At 37.9% G+C, this 17,179-nt stretch carries 18 protein-coding genes, 1 pseudogene and 1 riboswitch; of the genes and pseudogenes, 15 read left to right on the plus strand and 4 right to left on the minus strand.

From position 1 onward, the window contains the following. The 9 genes from licT to J416_RS10800 all read left to right on the plus strand — a co-directional run. The coding region (licT, locus tag J416_RS10760) for a BglG family transcription antiterminator LicT (protein ID WP_003471031.1) at positions 1 to 759 on the plus strand (759 nt) is incomplete at its 5' end. A 105-nt stretch (positions 760 to 864) separates the two neighbouring features. After that, positions 865 to 2,721, plus strand: a complete 1,857-nt coding sequence (locus tag J416_RS10765; RefSeq protein ID WP_003471033.1) for a beta-glucoside-specific PTS transporter subunit IIABC — start codon at positions 865 to 867, stop codon at positions 2,719 to 2,721. A gap of 153 nt (positions 2,722 to 2,874) precedes the next feature. After that, positions 2,875 to 3,633 (plus strand): cytochrome c biogenesis CcdA family protein, encoded by a 759-nt coding sequence (locus J416_RS10770; protein WP_003471034.1) that lies wholly within the window; start codon positions 2,875 to 2,877, stop codon positions 3,631 to 3,633. 15 nt (positions 3,634 to 3,648) lie between these two features. Continuing rightward, entirely contained in the window at positions 3,649 to 4,218 is a 570-nt protein-coding gene (locus J416_RS10775) for a redoxin domain-containing protein (RefSeq protein ID WP_003471036.1), read from the plus strand. A 53-nt stretch (positions 4,219 to 4,271) separates the two neighbouring features. After that, a complete protein-coding gene (locus J416_RS10780; RefSeq protein WP_003471038.1) occupies positions 4,272 to 4,907 on the plus strand; it encodes a FusB/FusC family EF-G-binding protein in 636 nt (211 codons plus the stop codon). A 114-nt stretch (positions 4,908 to 5,021) separates the two neighbouring features. Continuing rightward, entirely contained in the window at positions 5,022 to 6,269 is a 1,248-nt protein-coding gene (locus J416_RS10785; RefSeq protein WP_003471040.1) for a CYP152 family fatty-acid peroxygenase CypC, read from the plus strand. Between the two features lie 68 nt (positions 6,270 to 6,337). Beyond that, positions 6,338 to 6,889 (plus strand): sigma-70 family RNA polymerase sigma factor, encoded by a 552-nt coding sequence (locus J416_RS10790; RefSeq protein WP_003471044.1) that lies wholly within the window; start codon positions 6,338 to 6,340, stop codon positions 6,887 to 6,889. Further along, entirely contained in the window at positions 6,879 to 7,514 is a 636-nt protein-coding gene (locus J416_RS10795) for a hypothetical protein (RefSeq protein ID WP_003471048.1), read from the plus strand. The genes J416_RS10790 and J416_RS10795 overlap by 11 nt, the downstream gene beginning before the upstream one ends. Before the next feature lie 21 nt (positions 7,515 to 7,535). Next, positions 7,536 to 9,008 (plus strand): D-alanyl-D-alanine carboxypeptidase family protein, encoded by a 1,473-nt coding sequence (locus J416_RS10800; protein ID WP_003471052.1) that lies wholly within the window; start codon positions 7,536 to 7,538, stop codon positions 9,006 to 9,008. Positions 9,009 to 9,138: 130 nt separating this feature from the next. Here the strand turns inward: J416_RS10800 and J416_RS10805 are convergent, their stop codons facing one another. Then, positions 9,139 to 9,828, minus strand: coding sequence for a DUF421 domain-containing protein (locus tag J416_RS10805; protein WP_003471055.1), 690 nt, complete (start codon positions 9,826 to 9,828; stop codon positions 9,139 to 9,141). Positions 9,829 to 10,008: 180 nt separating this feature from the next. On the opposite strand from J416_RS10805, the gene J416_RS10810 reads away from it, so the two are divergent. Then, on the plus strand, positions 10,009 to 10,698 hold the full coding sequence (locus J416_RS10810) for a DUF2306 domain-containing protein (protein WP_003471058.1): 690 nt from the start codon (positions 10,009 to 10,011) through the stop codon (positions 10,696 to 10,698). 32 nt (positions 10,699 to 10,730) lie between these two features. On the opposite strand, the pseudogene guaC reads toward J416_RS10810, so the two are convergent. Beyond that, positions 10,731 to 11,704 (minus strand): annotated as a pseudogene (gene guaC / locus J416_RS10815) (GMP reductase). 186 nt (positions 11,705 to 11,890) lie between these two features. Between guaC and J416_RS10820 the strand changes: the two are divergent. Further along, positions 11,891 to 12,619, plus strand: a complete 729-nt coding sequence (locus tag J416_RS10820; RefSeq protein WP_003471066.1) for a class I SAM-dependent methyltransferase — start codon at positions 11,891 to 11,893, stop codon at positions 12,617 to 12,619. A 71-nt stretch (positions 12,620 to 12,690) separates the two neighbouring features. Here the strand turns inward: J416_RS10820 and J416_RS16720 are convergent, their stop codons facing one another. Continuing rightward, positions 12,691 to 13,848: a pectate lyase gene (locus J416_RS16720; RefSeq protein WP_420805440.1), complete on the minus strand. Its 1,158-nt coding sequence runs from the start codon at positions 13,846 to 13,848 to the stop codon at positions 12,691 to 12,693. A gap of 180 nt (positions 13,849 to 14,028) precedes the next feature. Further along, positions 14,029 to 14,073: riboswitch (PreQ1 riboswitch) on the plus strand. Positions 14,074 to 14,144: 71 nt separating this feature from the next. Between J416_RS16720 and queC the strand changes: the two genes are divergently transcribed. Genes queC through J416_RS10845 form a run of 4 tightly spaced genes read left to right on the plus strand, consistent with a single transcriptional unit; the run spans position 14,145 to position 16,570 of the window. After that, complete coding sequence (queC, locus tag J416_RS10830; RefSeq protein WP_003471070.1) at positions 14,145 to 14,813, plus strand: 7-cyano-7-deazaguanine synthase QueC; 669 nt, start codon at positions 14,145 to 14,147, stop codon at positions 14,811 to 14,813. Continuing rightward, a complete protein-coding gene (queD, locus tag J416_RS10835; protein ID WP_003471071.1) occupies positions 14,814 to 15,281 on the plus strand; it encodes a 6-carboxytetrahydropterin synthase QueD in 468 nt (155 codons plus the stop codon). It begins immediately after the preceding gene. Next, entirely contained in the window at positions 15,274 to 16,002 is a 729-nt protein-coding gene (gene queE / locus J416_RS10840; RefSeq protein ID WP_003471073.1) for a 7-carboxy-7-deazaguanine synthase QueE, read from the plus strand. Before queD ends, queE begins: the two co-directional genes overlap by 8 nt. A 43-nt stretch (positions 16,003 to 16,045) precedes the next feature. Next, positions 16,046 to 16,570, plus strand: coding sequence for a GNAT family N-acetyltransferase (locus J416_RS10845; protein WP_003471079.1), 525 nt, complete (start codon positions 16,046 to 16,048; stop codon positions 16,568 to 16,570). On the opposite strand, the gene J416_RS10850 is transcribed toward J416_RS10845, so the two are convergent. After that, positions 16,567 to 17,179, minus strand: a 613-nt coding sequence (locus J416_RS10850; protein ID WP_003471082.1) for a SidA/IucD/PvdA family monooxygenase, incomplete at its 5' end; no start/stop codon positions are given. The genes J416_RS10845 and J416_RS10850 overlap by 4 nt on opposite strands.

The raw sequence follows: 17,179 nt of genomic DNA on the forward strand, positions 1-17,179 counted from the left end.
AAGATTGACAAAAACAAAGTGGAGAAAAAGTTTGTTTTAGAAAATGAAACCGTTTCTGATAAATTGGCTGATTTATTGGTTGATACCCCTGAAGAATATTTAGAATTAGCTTATCGTATTTTAGAGTATGCCAAATCGCAATTATCTTATAAATTAGATGATTATTTATACGTAGCCCTTACTGACCATCTTAACTTTGCAATCAGTCGATATAAAAAAGGAATTGAACTCAAAAACGCACTACTATGGGAAATTAGGAAATATTATAAGCAGGAGTTTCAAGTAGCCCTAGACGCATTGGATATTATTGAAGAAGAGACAGGCGTTCGCTTTGCAGAAGATGAAGCTGCATCAATTGCCTTGCACCTTGTGAATAGCCAACTTACAGGGGAAAATATTGATGCGGCTGTCAAAGTAACGAAAATGGTGAACAGTATTCTGACCATCGTCAAGTATCATTATCAAATGGAATTAGATGAACATTCGATAAATTATGAGCGCTTTTTAACTCATTTACGCTTTTTTGCGTTACGTTTTATTCGAAAAGAATCACTTGATGATGAGGAAACGTCAGATGACTTCTTATTTGAACAATTGAAACAAAAATATGTAGAAGCTTATCGCTGTACGGAAAAAATAGCGCGATTTATTGAGAAAAATTATGACTGGCAAATTACCAATGATGAGAAAATTTATTTAACCTTACACATTCAGCGCGTGACGCAACGTTATGAATTAGACAAAAGTAAAGAGAAATGAGGCGGTAAAAACCTAATTCGGCTGTGATGAAGTCGGTTTAGGTTTTTCTGTTTTTCGTGCCGTTTATGGTAAAATAAAAGCGAAATCATTGCAGGGGGAATGGCGATGGACTATACACAACTTGCCGAAAAATTAGTTGATCATCTTGGGGGCGAAGAAAATATTCGCTCACTTGTTCATTGTACCACGAGACTACGTTTTAAACTGGTGCAAATTGATAAAGCAGACAAAATGGCGATCGAAAACTTAGAAGGTGTCATTCAGGTCATGGTTATCGCTGGTCAATTCCAAATTGTGATCGGCAATGAGGTTCATGAAGTATACCGCGCGATTCAACAGATTACAGCAATCGATGACAACCAATCGAAAAATGCTGAGCAGGCAGATCATGAACGATTGATCGATAAAGCGATCGATATCGTTTCAGGAATCTTCACCCCTTTATTAGGTGCAATGGCTGGTGCCGGTATTTTAAAAGGATTATTAATCATTGCTGAAGCTAGTGAGTTACTAACGGAATCAGACGGAACTTATCAAATTTTTCATGCTGCTAGTGATAGTTTATTTTATTTTTTACCGATGTTACTTGCGTTTACAGCTTCTAAAAAATTTGAAACAGACCCTTATGTAGCTGTTGTCATAGCAGGCGCATTGTTATATCCAGATATTGTAGAAGTATATAATCAAGGAGAAGCTTTGTCGGTATTTGGAATACCCGTCATACTTACTAATTACGCAATGTCGATTATCCCGATTATTCTAGCCGTTTATGTAGCTTCTCAATTAGAACCCATTTTGAATCGAATTCTTCCATCGGTTATGAAGACGTTTTTTACACCACTCGTATTAATTGCGTTGATGGTACCGATGACTTTAGTCGTATTTGGACCATTTGGTACATATGTTAGTGACTGGATAGCACAAGGTTACTTGTTTATATATGAGAATAGTGCGATGTTTGCGGGGGCATTCATTGGCTTCTTTTGGCAAATACTCGTTATCTTTGGTTTACATTGGGGAATTACACCGATTGCGCTTAACAATATTAGCAATTTCGGAACGGATACTTTTACGGCAATGTTAACACCAGCAATTTTTGGACAAGCGGGTGCTGCGATGGGTGTCTGGTTAAAAACAAAACGCGATAAGGTGAAGTCAATTGCAGCCCCAGCAACCGTTTCAGGTATTTTTGGTGTAACTGAACCAGCGATATATGGTGTGACGTTACGTTATAAAAAACCATTTTTCATTGGATGTACAGCTGGTGCAATCGGTGGTGCTGTTGTTGGTTTTTCTGGTGCTGCCTCTCATTCTGTGGCAATTCCAGGTGTAACGACACTGCCTGTATTTTTCGGTGATGGGTTCTTTCTCTTTATTGTAGCTGTCGTGGGCACGTTTGTCTTTGCGGGTGTAGCCACTTATATGTTCGGGTTTCACGATGAGCAAGTTGAGGAGTTAACAGGTGAGAAAGAACAAGAATACGATAAACAATCAGAAAATTTAATCAATGATCGAGTGGTTTATAGTCCATTAGAAGGAGCAGTAGTCCCTCTAGAAGAAGTCAATGATCCTGTCTTTTCTTCAGGAGCCATTGGTGTAGGATTAGCGATTATTCCCATAGACGGGCATGTATACTCACCTGTGAATGGCACGGTACAAGCCGTTTATCCAGCGAGACATGCCATTAGTATTTCATCAGATGCTGGAATGGAGATCCTGATTCATATTGGGATTGAAACCGTTCAGCTTGATGGAAAATACTTTGCGATTGATGTGACAGAGGGTGCTCACATACATCAAGGCGAATTACTTGGCACGTTTGATCTACAACAAATGACGAAACAAGGCTATGATATGATGTCTCCGATTGTTGTGACTAATGATGATCAATATTTAGATGTGATTCAAACCTCCAATGAAAATGTTGCCTCAGGCGATCGATTACTAACCGCCGTGAAGTAAATCAATTCATATGATTGTGGTTCGATCGAACAACAATTTGGATGAGAGAAAACGAATTCTATGACAAATTTGTCACAAGTGATGCAGAGTAATGAAATTTTATGATTGTTCTAGTATGGTAAAAGTAGAAGTTAACTAGAAATGAGGGAGTTTATGGGTAGTATTGAAGTGGATACGATGTTGATTGTGGGAATGTTGCTCGCTGTTGGCGCTGGTGCATTGTCGTTTTTATCACCATGTGTCTTACCTATCTTTCCAGCTTATTTATCATATATTACTGGAATTAGTGTGAAAGACTTACAGGAAAATAAAAATACACAAATTCGTCGACAACTCATGAGTCATTCGTTTTTCTTTTTATTAGGTGTATCACTCGTTTTCATTAGCTTAGGTGCAGGTGCTTCGTTTCTTGGGAATTGGATACAGAGTTTATTTGTTGGAAGTACAGGTTTGTTGATTCAACGAATAGCAGGTATCTTTATCATTGTGATGGGTCTATTTGTAGCCGGTTGGTTGAACATCCCATTTCTAATGAGAGAAAGACGTTATCAATTTGCGCAACGACCAGCTGGATATTTAGGTACCTTTTTTATTGGTCTTGGCTTTGCTGCGGGTTGGACGCCTTGTATTGGACCAATTTTTGGATCGATATTATTGTTAGCCGCAAGTAATCCAGGGCAAGGTATTTTTTACACATTTATGTATGTGATCGGATTTATTCTACCGTTTTTGGCGTTAACATTTTTCCTTGGTTCCACAAAATGGATCGTTCGACGTAGTGGTATCATTATGAAAATTGGGGCAGTCATTATGATCATCATGGGTGTTGTGCTTTTCTTTGGTTTCATGCCCCTTATCTCAAGTTTTTTACTTGAAGCTGTGAAAGATACGTGGTTAGCAAAGTTAGGATAGATGGAGGTACATCTTATGAAAAAAGCAATCGTAATTGTTGTTATCATAGGGATGTTAGGATGGGCGATTTATGATTTTGTTGCTCCAGAATCACAAGATCAGACGGACGCTGAGCCAAATGGTGCTATGATTACATCTCCTACTGATGATAGCGACAATCATTCCTCACTCCAAGAGGGAGATATGGCGCCTGATTTTGAGTTGGAAACTTTAGATGGTGAAGCTGCTACTTTATCTGATTATCGCGGAACACCAGTGATGCTCAATTTTTGGGCCACATGGTGCGGTCCTTGCCGCGCAGAAATGCCTGACATGGAAAAGTTTTATCAGAATGAAGATGTAGAAATTTTAGCTGTCAATCTGACCAGTACAGAATCAAGTATGAGTGATGTAGAAGAGTTTGTGACTGAATATGAACTGACCTTTCCAATTTTATTAGATGAAAAAAAAGAGGTTGAATCAGCGTATCGAGTAAGTGGGTACCCAACTTCTTACATGATCAATGAAACTGGTGAGATCACTCATATCTCAGTCGGTCCCATGAATCATGAACAAATGGTTCAAGAATTAAAAGAGATGGAATAAATGTGGATCTATTGGTATAATCGTACACAGATTACGATGAGGAAGTGATAAGAATGGAACCGTTTGTCCGTGTCGATCAATATCAGTATATTCGCAAGCAGCTATTGGAATTAGTCAGAGGATATCAAACGGCCAATGATAAAAGTGTGCAAGGTGCGTTAAAAACGATGGCACTTGAGCGAATGTTTTCGTTGTTCCCAGCGATGACAAAAGAGCAAGAAGATATACTAAAACAAGTGAGTTCCGTCAATGAAAAAGAAGAAGCAGAGCGATTTCTATTAAAACTGAAATCCTATATTATACCGTTTCAGATTACAGAAGATGAAATTATAAACGCCTTTCCAAAGATGAAGAAGCTAAAGGTTCCAGCACTTCAATCTTTTGATTTAACAAATTGTTCGTATATAAGCTGGATCGATCAATCAAAACTTTTGAAATTTATAGTGACAAGACGTGATGGTTATGTCACTGGAACCTATGGAACGATGGAATACTCGCAGAAGACTGGTGTTTGCGCCATATGCAAAAGTGTCGAAAAAACAGGCTTATTCTTAGTAAAAGAAAAAGGGAAAGAAGCAGGAACATATCGCAAAAAAGGCAATTACATTTGTGTTGACAGTCAGGCGTGTAATCAAAACCTAACCTCATTATCTCCGCTCTATGAATTCCTAGATACATTAAGAAAATAAATTCAAAGACCTCTTTGTCCTATGGCGGGCAAAGAGGTTTTTCTATATCAATGACTAATGAAGTGTCTTTGATAGCATACTAAGGAAAAATTATTTGTAAGTGAGGGGTTATTTATGAATCAAGTGCCTACGGAAAAAACGCTCGATCATAGTTTGACTTTAATGAATGAAGGTTATTTATATATTAAGAACCGCGTGGATCGTTTCGGATCGAATGTATTTCACACGCGTTTGCTAGGTCAAAAAGTGATTTGTATGAGTGGAGAAGACGCCGCAAAGATATTCTATGACTCTGAACGTTTTCAGCGGAAAGGTGCAGCACCAAAAAGAGTACAAAAAACCTTATTTGGTGAACATGCGATTCAAACGATAGACGGACAAATTCATATTCACCGCAAAAAACTATTTCTATCGCTGATGACATCCACGCAACAAAATCGTATAGCACAAATGGTTTATAGTAAATGGCATGAAAAAGTTGGAAGCAGTCGACCGAGCATGATTTTATTTGAAGAGGCAAGAAATATTTTGTGTGAAGTTGCTTGTGAATGGACAGGCATCCCTGTTAAAAAGCATGAAATACCACATTTGGCAAAAGATTTTACAGATATGGTATATGCATTTGGCGCGGTTGGGAAACGGTACAGACGAGGGAAAAAAGCTCGTAAAAAGACAGAAAAATGGATGAAAAGCATGATTGAACAGGTACGTAATGGAGAAATCAAAGCAAAAAATGAATCTGCGTTACAAGTGATGGCGTTTCATCGCCAATTAAATGGAAAACGATTGAGTAGTCATATGGCTGCAGTTGAATTAATAAATGTAATTCGGCCAATTGTGGCCATCAGCACATTTATTACATTTTCTGCAGTTGCATTACATGAATATCCTGCGATGAAAACAAAGCTAGAAGTGGCTGATTCAACGTATTATGATTGTTTTGTACATGAAGTAAGGAGATTTTATCCGTTTGCGCCGTTTCTTGGGGCACGAGTCAAACAGTCATTTGTATGGAATAACTGTTTTTTTAAAAAAGGAAGACTCGTTTTACTTGATATTTATGGAACCAATCACGATCCTCAGTTATGGGATGAGCCACATCGTTTTCAACCAGAACGTTTTCGCAATTGGCGTTCAAGTATGTTTGACTTAATTCCTCAAGGTGGGGGGCATATTGACAATGACCATCGCTGTCCAGGTGAAAGAATGACGATAACAGTAATGAAAGCAAGCTTAGACTTTTTGGTTAATCAGATTGAATTTCAAGTGCCATCTTCACAAGATTTTCGATATATATTATCTACAGTCCCAACATTGCCTAAGAGCGGATTTATGATGAAAGAAATTAAAAAAGTTAATTAAAGAGTGAATGACAATCGGTACATCGTTCGTCTAATAGATAGACGTAATCGAGAGAGAGGGGATACCTTTTGGAAGAGCTAGTGGAACAATACCGCGATCAAAAGATAAATAAAAACGAGTTGATTCAAAGGTTAATGGATCGATTCGGATCCCAACTGACTAGACTAGCTTATACCTATGTAAAAGATGTACAAATTGCTGAAAATATTATACAAGAAGTGTTTATTATTTGTTATAGAAAGATAGATACGTTGAAGAAAAATCACTCGATTCATTCCTGGCTCAATCAAATTACTGTCAATAAATGTCGAGATTACTTTCGTAGTCGGTGGTTTAAAGAAAAACATACAGAAGCTTATGTAACGACAAACCTTCGTTCTGATCATGCCACACCGGAACAGCAATTAACAGAAAGGTTGGAGCATGATCAATTGACACAAGAAGTCCTTGCGTTACCCATCAAATATCGTGAAGTCATTATATGTTTTTATTATCATGATTTTTCTTTGGAAGAAACAAGTGACATATTGAAAGTAAAGAAAGCAACCATATCGACTAGATTGAGAAGGGGAAGGCATATGTTAAGGGAAAAGCTAGGGGGAAATTTAGATGAAGCATAATTTCGACCATCTTTCCAAGTCGTCCACATTGAATCAAATTGAGTTTTCACAGGAGAGTCGAGAGAAAGTCATGGAAAAAGTAGCGAAATACGAAAAAAAATCGTGGTTTCAAACAATTGGCATGAAATGGTTAAGTGCTACTGCATTATTACTGTTATGTATGATACCTATCTATATTATCATGACGTCTCTTAAGGATAGTGGAGAAACTATTCCTTCACCTGAGACGCCACCAGTTGAGAAATTAGAAAACCAATACTACCAGTTAACAATAGATAAAGAATATGATGAGAATCTCCGATTAATCAATTATGATACTGAGGACGAATTAATAAAGGCGTACACAAAATTCACGAGTCAAGAACTTGCAGAAGAGACGGTAAATAATCAGTTTCGTGTAGAAAGTGATGGTGTTTATGCTCTTGAGGTAGACGGTCCGCCACGACTAGATACGAATGAAGAATATCAAACCAATCAAATGAGTGAAACAAAATATCAAGTAAGGCAAGAACCAAATGGTGAACTATATGGAGCTGATCCAATTGTGGTGGAATATCGTTACGTAGAAGACCATTGGATTATCGAGGATCGATGGGTAGATGTCCAAGATGCACCAACGAATTAAAAAAAAGGGAGCAGGATTAACATGCAATTACAACAATGGATAAAGGGAGCTTCAATCGTATTATGCTTACTACTGATCGCGTGTAGTGGTAATGATTCATCGGAGAATGATCAGACCAATCAACAACCAGATGACTCCAGTCAAGAAGAAGAGGCTGATCAATTAGGCTCACCATCGGTTACAGAGCTTGAACAGAAATTCATCGATCGAATCAAGAATCTAGAAGTAGAGGGTACAGAAGTAAAGAACTATAAGACGAAAGCAGAACTGATTGAGTTTTTTTCTGAAATTATGACTACATCATTAGCTGAGGATATGGCTGATACGTTTTTCGAAGTGAAAAATGATACTTTGCACATCAAACAGACAGATGAGCCGATTTCACTTTTGATGAATCAAGATTATCAAACGAAAGAAGTCAATCAAAATCAATATAAGGTTGTACAAGAGGCAGAAACTGATATGCAAGGAGCATATCGTTTAACCGTACAATACACGTATAAAAACGGACAGTGGCTTATAGCGGAACGGGAGGTAGAGCGTTTAGATGAATCTAATCAAGATCCAGAGGAATCCACAGATGATCAAAAAGATTCCGATTCAAATCAAGAGGATGACGAGAAACTACCTGAAAAGACGATCTATCAAGGAGAACAAGGCGACAATGTTTCACAAATCCAACACGTACTGTCTGAGCTTGGCTATGAATTAGATGAAACGGGTACGTATAATGAAAAAACGGTAAATGCTATCAAAGATTTTCAAGCACAAATTGATTCATTAGTGATCGATGGTATATACGGACCAAATACAATAAACTATTTACGACAGGCTATTGCTGGAGATATTACTATTGAACCTGGAAGTGGTGATATACCAGCAAAGAATGATCAAAACCGAGAAGGTAATGCCTCCATCGTTGATCATCCAGCAAGCATTACTGTACTTGTAAATAAAAATCATCGGTTACCAGCAGACTATGTACCTAATAATCTAGTGGTACCAGATGTTCGTTTTCCGTTTAATGCCGATTTACCGAAAAAACAGATGCGAGAAGTTGCCGCACGTGCACTGGAGAATATGTTTGCAGCAGGTGATCAGGCGGGGGTTGATTTATTCGCGCAATCCGGTTATCGTTCCTATAATAGGCAAGATGCGATATTTACAGCGAATGTAAACCAATATGGTCGAGAACAAGCCAACCAGTTTAGCGCCCAACCAGGAGAAAGTGAGCATCAAACTGGTTTAACCATGGATGTGACCAGTGCAGACATTGATTTTCAATTAATCAAAGAGTTTGCGAATACGGATGAAGGTCAGTGGGTCAAACAACATGCCAGCGAGTATGGTTTTATCATCCGCTATCCTAAAGGGAAAACAAATATTACTGGCTATCAATATGAACCGTGGCATTTACGTTATGTAGGGAAAGATATTGCTAAAGAAATTGATAAAAACAATATGACGTTTGAAGAATATCTAGGCGTGAATTGAAAAGAGACACGAAATGAGTCAACTTAAAATACGTAGACTTGTGAATTCTTAACGGATGAACCTCAGTCCCTCAGATAGAATGTTTTTCTTCTGCGTGGACTGGGGGTATGCCAGAAAAAATGAGTCAAGCCTAAGTGTTTTTAGGTAATACATACAAGCTACCGTCTGTTTGTACCTGTGCGAATAAAATGTCTTGTATATCTAAATTTTGGTTTGAGTTTTGTATTTCTTGTTTCACCCATTTTTCGTTCAAATTTAATTTTGCTAAATTATTGTGCAGTAGTTTTCCGTCAGTAATTACTTCTGTAGGGATTGGGTATACTTTGGGAACTAATGTTGAATTGACATCATTTTTAGTAGCAGGTTGTTTACTCTCTTTTGGCAGTACGGACAGTTTTCCATCTGTTTCGAAAATGGCGTACTCAATATCAGCAATTGAGAAATAATTTTTTTGACGCATCATAGCATTTAAAGAGTCGATGTCAAGGCGACTATTTTTTAATGACTCTTCAATTAGTTTTCCTTCTTTTATAATAACAATCGGATCGCCGGTGACGACTTTTCGTAAAGCTTTTGATTTTATGTCCATACCATCCATGATTAATGTAAATATCGTCCATGCGAGTAATGCAAATAAACCGTTTCTTATCGATAGGTTTTGATTTACTACAAAATTGGCTGTAATCGATCCAATCGCAATAGCAGATACGAAGTTAAAAAAGGTCATCTGGCTGATTTCCTTTCTCCCCAATATCCGCGTTAAGATAAATAAACCAAGAAAAGCACAAGCAGTTCTTATAAGTAGTTCAAAAAATGTCATCTCCATTCTCCTTTTTTCTTACAGGTCTACACGTTATCTTTGACTACTAATGAAAATTTATTCTAGGCTAGGGTTCTTTCGATAACCATTTAATGGTATAGTGATATCGAGTAAAAAGAAAAGTTATTTGTATTGGAATATTCTTGTAAGTGGTGTGATATCTAGTGAAGGAGGCTATGAATGACTTTATTTGATCTGTTTCGTATTCTTCATATTATAGCTGGATTTACCGCTTTATTCTTGTTTTGGATTCCTATTATAGTGAAAAAGGGAGGTACTCTCCACCGAATCGTGGGATGGATTTATGTATGGGCAATGGGAACGGTTGCGGTTTCTGCTTTTTATATGGGTGTGAATCGTATTTTCTTTGATTCGAGTAGTGATCAAGAACGAATCATTTTCTCTTGGTTTCTCATGTATATTTCCATCTTAAGTGCAGCAGCAGCGTGGTATGGCATACGCGTGTTACGATTTAAAAGAAAAAAAGCCATGCACAACAATATTCAGGATCTCAGTTGGTCCATATTATTAGTTGCTAGTTCTGTGGCAATCAGTGTCTATGGATTTTGGGTGAATGCTTCACTGTTAGCATACTTTCCAGCGGTCGGCTTTTTTCTTGGAATCGGTCAACTGAGTTACTGGTTGCGAAAACCGAAGCTGAAAGGTCAGTGGTATATTGAACATCTAGTTGGTATGTTAAGTTGCTGTATATCTACCATTACTGCTTTTGTCGTTTTTGGTGCCCCAAGTCTGTTAAATATCGAATCAGTAAGTATTGTTTTATGGCTGGCGCCGACGATTTTATTAACCCCTGTTATTATTGGCTTTTCTTCTTATTATTCGAGAAAGTTTAATAAAAAAACGGCATAAAAAAGAGTGCATTGGTGGCACTCTTTTTTATATCAGTCACCGTTAAAGATAGAATTTTTCACAACAACATAATCAACATTTCGAATGGCGTCCACCGTTTTCCCACCAGCATAGGAGATGGAAGATTGAAGATCCTGTTCGATTTCTGTCAAAGTGTCTTGTAAGGAACCTTTATGTTCTACATACATCTTTTTCCCTTCTACGTTCTTCTTTTCCCCTTTTTGAAATTCAGAAGCCGATCCGAAATATTCCTTGTATAACGTTCCATTATCTTCAACCGTTTGGCCTGGAGATTCTTCATGGCCAGCAAATAACGATCCAATCATGACCATAGATGCTCCGAATCGAATCGACTTAGCAATATCTCCATGTGTTCGTATACCACCATCAGCAATCATCGGTTTGCTGGCTGCTTTGGCACACCAACGTAACGCTGCGAGTTGCCATCCACCGGTACCGAATCCTGTTTTCACTTTTGTAATGCAAACTTTCCCTGGGCCAATGCGACTTTTGTTGCATCGGCTCCTGCGTTTTCAAGTTCTCTTACTGCTTCTGGTGTTCCGACATTTCCAGCAATCACAAAAGTCTCTGGAAGATGCGTCTTAATATGTTGGATCATTCGTATGACGGCATCGGAATGACCATGTGCGATATCAATAGTAATATATTCTGGAATCAGATTTTCTTGGGCTAATTCTTCAATAAACTGATATTCTTCAGATTTCACTCCAACACTAATGGAGGCAATGAACGCTTTTTCTTGCATCTTTTGAATAAATTGCTTGCGTGTCTCAGGTTCAAATCGATGCATGATATAAAAGTAACCCTTTTCAGCTAAAAACAAAGCAATATTTTCATCTATGATCGTTTGCATATTGGCTGGTACAACTGGCAAACGAAAACTATGATTTCCAAATTGAACAGTTGTCTCACATTCTGATCGACTATCAACGACACATTTTGCGGGAATTAATTGAATATCTTCATAATCAAATACATTTTCCATTAGGAACACTCCTAAATAACGAATATTTTTTAATGTTTAGGCGAAAATGTTCGCCTTTAGTAATATAGTATAGTTATATAGAAAAGTCAATTCATAATTTCTATGGAAAGTCGAGAATAAAAATGCTGAAGTTGAGAATAAATGGTATAATCATACAATAACGTCGTTGAAATAGGGAGATTACTCATGGATCAACAATTTTATAATCGGATGGCACAAATCATTGGCTGGGATTTCAGCCAATTACATGTACAATCATATGGAGAACGTTGGGATTTTTTTCAAGAAGTCGAAAAGTTAGTCAAACGAACAGACAAAGTGCTTGATATTGGTACAGGAGACGGATCGAAGCTGGCATCATTCGCTTCTGATGTTGAGATCATTATAGGTATTGATGATTCAACAGAGATGATCAAACAAGCGAAAAAAAAGAATGACTTTCACAATATTCAGTTTCATGTCATGAATTCGAAAACATTAGATTTTCCCAATCAGTCATTCGATATTGTTTCTTGTCGCCATGCACCTTTTGTTGCAAGTGAAGTTGAAAGAGTACTAAAACCGAATGGTGTCTTTCTTACACAACAGGTCAGTGAAGGGGATAAGCAAAATATAGTATCAATATTCCAAAGAGGTCAGCATCAATGTAGGGAGAAGGGTCATCTGTTACAGAGATATATGAATCAATTAACGGAAGCTGGTTTTTCAAATCTATATACCGATACATATGTTGCGACAGAATATTATCAAACAGCTGAAGATTTACTCTTTTTACTGCAACATACACCGATTATCCCTGACTTTGGTCAGAAAAAGGAAGATGCGCAAAAGTTTGATCGATTGGTACAAGATTATCAAACGACAAAAGGGATACAAACCAATTCTGAGCGTTTTCTCATTGTCGCTCGAAAATAAAAAATGATATAAAAATACCATCAGTGAGCACCTCACCGATGGTATTCTCCATTCACGTTTAATCTAAAATATTAAAATTCGTAGTTACCATTTTCGGTAACGTTTTGCACATTGTACCATTTGGTTCCGACATTCGAATAACGTGTGTTTGTCATCGTTACTCCACTTGAATTACTGTCTGTTCGAAAAATGGCTTCATCCATATCTGTGATTACGCTACCTTCAATAAAAATGCTTGTTTGAAAAGTGGTTCCGCCGTTTTGACGAATCATTTTTCCCGCATTTTTTGCAGTGAAATTTAGAATTTCAAACGTTGAAGGTGCATTGACTTGAAACATTTTATCATCACCGTTTTGAGCCATTCCACCTCTCACAGTCACATGGCCATTATCTTTAATGGTAAGCGCATCTTCACCGATGTTTTCCCATACAACATTTTCTACTAATGCGTCACCATATGTGTGTACCCCATCTGCAGCGGGATAACCAAGCACGACATTACGTAATGTGGCGCCATCCTCTAGACGAAAAACTGGATCTTGGCCTTCGTCTTGGCTCCCGTCACCGACTGTATCTGGATTAGCGACATAGCGACGACCTTCACCGTCAAAAGTATCACCTTCTTCGACTACAATGGTTTGATTGACTTGAATGGTGTCACTTGGTGATACCTCAATGATTTGCCACTGTTGATTCTCGCCTCCTAAGTCGTCCCACTGAACAATATTGGCACCGTTATCTGTGGACCATTCAAAAACCTCTAGCGCTTTTCCACTATAACGGTTGATGATTTTTACATAACCATTGCCTAGATCGACAATTTCCCATTGTTGACTCTCACCATTCCAATCTGTCCATTGAGTCACACTAGCCCCGTTGTCGGTAGACCAATTCGTGACTTCCATCGCTTTGCCACTATGAATGTTTAGAAATTTGTGGTGACCTTCTCCTACATCAACGATTCGCCATTGTTGATTCATTCCACCTAAGTCATCATACTGAACAATATTTCCACCGTCAGCATTTGACCATTCATAGACTTCTAGCGCTTTCCCACTGTTTCGATTCACCAATTTATAAGTTTTACTATCATCGTAGTTCGCAGCTTGTGTATTTTCAGAGACAAAAACGATCGTAAACAAAAGACAAAAAGGTATCAACATTAGTAATTTTCTTTTCATGAACAAGGCTCCTTTTAAAATATTTTGATCAATATATTTTGTGAGCATCTTGTTGCATCTATTGGCCAATAGATTATATTTAGTATACAACTAATGTAAGCGCTTTACAATAAAATATGGAAAATAGAAGTTATATTTATATTTTGAAATAGATCAATATCTTTTTTCTCACTAACAAATCTGCTATACTACGAATTGTCTGATTCATTTAATAGAATTCTGCTCGAAGCAGGAGAGGTTCTAGCCAAACCCTCTATAAAAAACTAAGGAGAATCATACCTGTCCTTAGGTATGATTTTTCTTTTTTGTGAGGCTCAATTATTCTGATCAAGGAGCATGTTGTTATGAATACAAATCAAAAAGCAGTCGTCGTTTTTAGTGGCGGTCAAGATAGTACGACTTGTTTATTTTGGGCATTGGAACGATTTGAGGAGGTAGAACTTGTCACATTCGATTACAACCAACGCCATAAAGAAGAAATTAAAGTAGCCAAGGAAATTGCGAATGATCAAAACCTTGCTCATCATATATTAGATATGTCACTGCTTAATCAACTGGCACCCAATGCATTAACGCGAAATGATATGGAAGTGGAAGAAGGCGAAGACGGTGAATTGCCGAACACGTTTGTACCTGGTCGTAATTTGTTGTTTTTATCGTTTGCATCTATTTTAGCAAAACAAATCGGTGCGAAGCATATTGTGACAGGTGTATGTGAAACGGATTACAGTGGTTATCCTGATTGCCGCGATATTTTTATCAAATCGTTAAATGTAACGCTGAATCTTTCGATGGAAGATGATTTTGTTGTGCATACACCGTTAATGTGGTTGGATAAAGCTGAAACATGGGAATTAGCGGATCAGTTACAAGCTTTTGATTATGTACGTGAACATACACTGACTTGTTATAACGGTGTTCGCGGTGATGGTTGTGGCGAATGCCCTGCTTGTCAGTTGCGCCAAAAAGGTCTTGAAACATATGTAGACAAACGAAATGGAGGTGGGTCGTGAATGTATGACTTTCGCATCGTAGATCAATTGCAGAAAATCGATCAAGATATTCAACGAAATGAATTAAAATATCATCAGAAGCGAGTGATGGTCAGCAAAGAATTTACATTTGATGCTAGTCATCATCTCCATTGTTATGAAGGAAAGTGCAAAAATTTACACGGACATACGTATACAGCGATTTTTGGTATAAGTGGTTATGTAAATGATATTGGACTGGTGATTGATTTTAGTGAGATGAAACAAATTTGGAAAGAGCAGATTGAGATTTACTTAGACCACCGTTATTTAAATGAAACGTTACCGAAAATGAATACATCAGCTGAAAATATGGTGGTTTGGTTGTTTGAAAAAATGGAAGCCGCTTTAGCTGACAAACCGAACGACTGCCGTGTGGAATTTGTGAAATTATATGAAACACCAACCAGTTACGCAGAAGCAAGACGGGAGTGGATGATTGATGAATAAATTCCCGATTCTTGAAATCTTCGGGCCAACGATTCAAGGAGAAGGTATGGTCGTTGGTCGAAAAACAATGTTTGTACGTACGGCAGGTTGTGATTATAGTTGTGCTTGGTGTGATTCAGCATTCACTTGGGATGGCAGTGCCAAAGATGAGATCGTAAAAATGACAGCACAAGACATTATGGAACAGTTATACCAAAAGGGTGGCGATCGATTTGATCATGTCACCATATCTGGTGGCAATCCTGCGTTACTAAAAGGATTAAATGAATTGATCGATGCGTTACACGAAAGAAATATCGAAGTAGCATTGGAAACGCAAGGCAGTCGCTGGCAAAATTGGTTCACAGCGATTGATGATTTAACAATTTCACCGAAACCACCTAGTTCCAAAATGAAGACGAATTGGAAAGTACTTGATGAAATCATTGAAACACTCATTTCCCAGCAAAGAAAGCACCATACGAGCATAAAAGTCGTTGTGTTTGATGAAGAAGATCTCGCGTATGCTGAAATGGTCCATCAAAGATATCCAGATATCAGTTTCTACGTCCAAGTGGGGAATGATGATGTAAATGAAGAGCGTCCGAGTAATTTAGCATCTCACTTGTTGGATAAATATGAATGGTTAATTGATCAAGTCGTTGCATCGAAATCGTTAAATCATGTCCGTGTATTACCACAAGTGCATGCATTAGTGTGGGGGAATAAGCGCGGCGTATAAAAATCGTGAGGTAAATGGCACAGAGAAAGGGGAATTTTACGAAGTGAACACATCCTTCTTATCAACTGAACGGTTGATCATGTGCAATTACAGTGAGCAGGATTTTGATTTTGTTTATTCGCTTTTATCGGATCCATTAGTCATGCGATACATCGGTGATGGAAGCATAAGAGATAAGAAAGGCGCTGAAGACTTTTTGCATTGGAATTTTCAAATGTATCAGCTTGGAACGGATTATGGGTTAAAGAAATTGATTCGTCAAACGGATCAGCAACCCATTGGTCATGCTGGACTGATCCCCCAAATGATTGATGCCAAAGAAGAATTAGAACTTGGCTACTGGATTGTCCGTGACCAGTGGGGAAAAGGTTATGCAACGGAGGCTGCCCAATCCCTAAAATCTTATGCTGTCCAAGAGCTTGATAGAAGGCGGTTGATTGCCTTGATCCACCAAGCGAATCACGCTTCAGCTTCTGTTGCTAGGAAACTGGGCATGCGTTTTGATAAAGTGATTACACTTGATGGACAGAGCGTACATGTCTATGCAACAGTCGTATCTCATGATTAACACTCATCTGTTTCGGGCATGAATTGAGTGAATGTTGTATCACGCTGTAAGGGATAGATCGTTTTATTGGCGACTTCGTTAATAATTTGTATATTTCGATCGACGGCTAATCCTAAGTTTGTCGCGCCGGTACCATGTGAATGTTCGATGTTTGTTAACGTGTAAAAATGATGGGAACGTTCACCATGTTTAAATGCTAATCGATAATTTTTCGTTACTTGGAATTGGTGCTCATCTTCCCACTGGATGTTGTCTTCAAATCGCGAATAAAACCAATCGGGAAGATTTGGCTGATAACCAGTGCCTAAAATCGCTTTATCTGTGTCAAAAGAGATAGCTTCTTCTTTTTGACGTTGCTCCCCATGAACTGTGAGTCTATCACCATTTTTTGTGATTTTTGTAATTTCTGTTAGTGGCTGAATCGTTACGTTTAGTCGTTGATTCTCAACAGATTTGTGATAAAGCCATTCATGAATGTGATGCAGCGTTTCTGCATCAATCCCTTTTCGCAATTGCCCTAATAAATCCAAAGACTCCATTCGTTTTTTGTACGATAATTGATGAAAATAATTGACATAATCAGGAGTAAATACTTCTTGACCCAGTTTG

It is taken from the genome of Gracilibacillus halophilus YIM-C55.5 (assembly GCF_000359605.1).
In the GTDB taxonomy this organism is placed as follows: domain Bacteria; phylum Bacillota; class Bacilli; order Bacillales; family Amphibacillaceae; genus Gracilibacillus; species Gracilibacillus halophilus.

What these genes read in the sequence shown, in the direction of transcription:
- J416_RS10765 (WP_003471033.1), top strand. Translation starts at nt 865, where the DNA reads ATGGACTATACACAACTTGCCGAAAAATTAGTTGATCATCTTGGGGGC.
- J416_RS10770 (WP_003471034.1), top strand. Translation starts at nt 2,875, where the DNA reads ATGGGTAGTATTGAAGTGGATACGATGTTGATTGTGGGAATGTTGCTC.
- J416_RS10775 (WP_003471036.1), top strand. Translation starts at nt 3,649, where the DNA reads ATGAAAAAAGCAATCGTAATTGTTGTTATCATAGGGATGTTAGGATGG.
- J416_RS10780 (WP_003471038.1), top strand. Translation starts at nt 4,272, where the DNA reads ATGGAACCGTTTGTCCGTGTCGATCAATATCAGTATATTCGCAAGCAG.
- J416_RS10785 (WP_003471040.1), top strand. Translation starts at nt 5,022, where the DNA reads ATGAATCAAGTGCCTACGGAAAAAACGCTCGATCATAGTTTGACTTTA.
- J416_RS10795 (WP_003471048.1), top strand. Translation starts at nt 6,879, where the DNA reads ATGAAGCATAATTTCGACCATCTTTCCAAGTCGTCCACATTGAATCAA.
- J416_RS10800 (WP_003471052.1), top strand. Translation starts at nt 7,536, where the DNA reads ATGCAATTACAACAATGGATAAAGGGAGCTTCAATCGTATTATGCTTA.
- J416_RS10805 (WP_003471055.1), bottom strand. Translation starts at nt 9,828, where the DNA reads ATGACATTTTTTGAACTACTTATAAGAACTGCTTGTGCTTTTCTTGGT.
- J416_RS10810 (WP_003471058.1), top strand. Translation starts at nt 10,009, where the DNA reads ATGACTTTATTTGATCTGTTTCGTATTCTTCATATTATAGCTGGATTT.
- J416_RS10820 (WP_003471066.1), top strand. Translation starts at nt 11,891, where the DNA reads ATGGATCAACAATTTTATAATCGGATGGCACAAATCATTGGCTGGGAT.
- J416_RS16720 (WP_420805440.1), bottom strand. Translation starts at nt 13,848, where the DNA reads ATGCTCACAAAATATATTGATCAAAATATTTTAAAAGGAGCCTTGTTC.
- queC (WP_003471070.1), top strand. Translation starts at nt 14,145, where the DNA reads ATGAATACAAATCAAAAAGCAGTCGTCGTTTTTAGTGGCGGTCAAGAT.
- queD (WP_003471071.1), top strand. Translation starts at nt 14,814, where the DNA reads ATGTATGACTTTCGCATCGTAGATCAATTGCAGAAAATCGATCAAGAT.
- queE (WP_003471073.1), top strand. Translation starts at nt 15,274, where the DNA reads ATGAATAAATTCCCGATTCTTGAAATCTTCGGGCCAACGATTCAAGGA.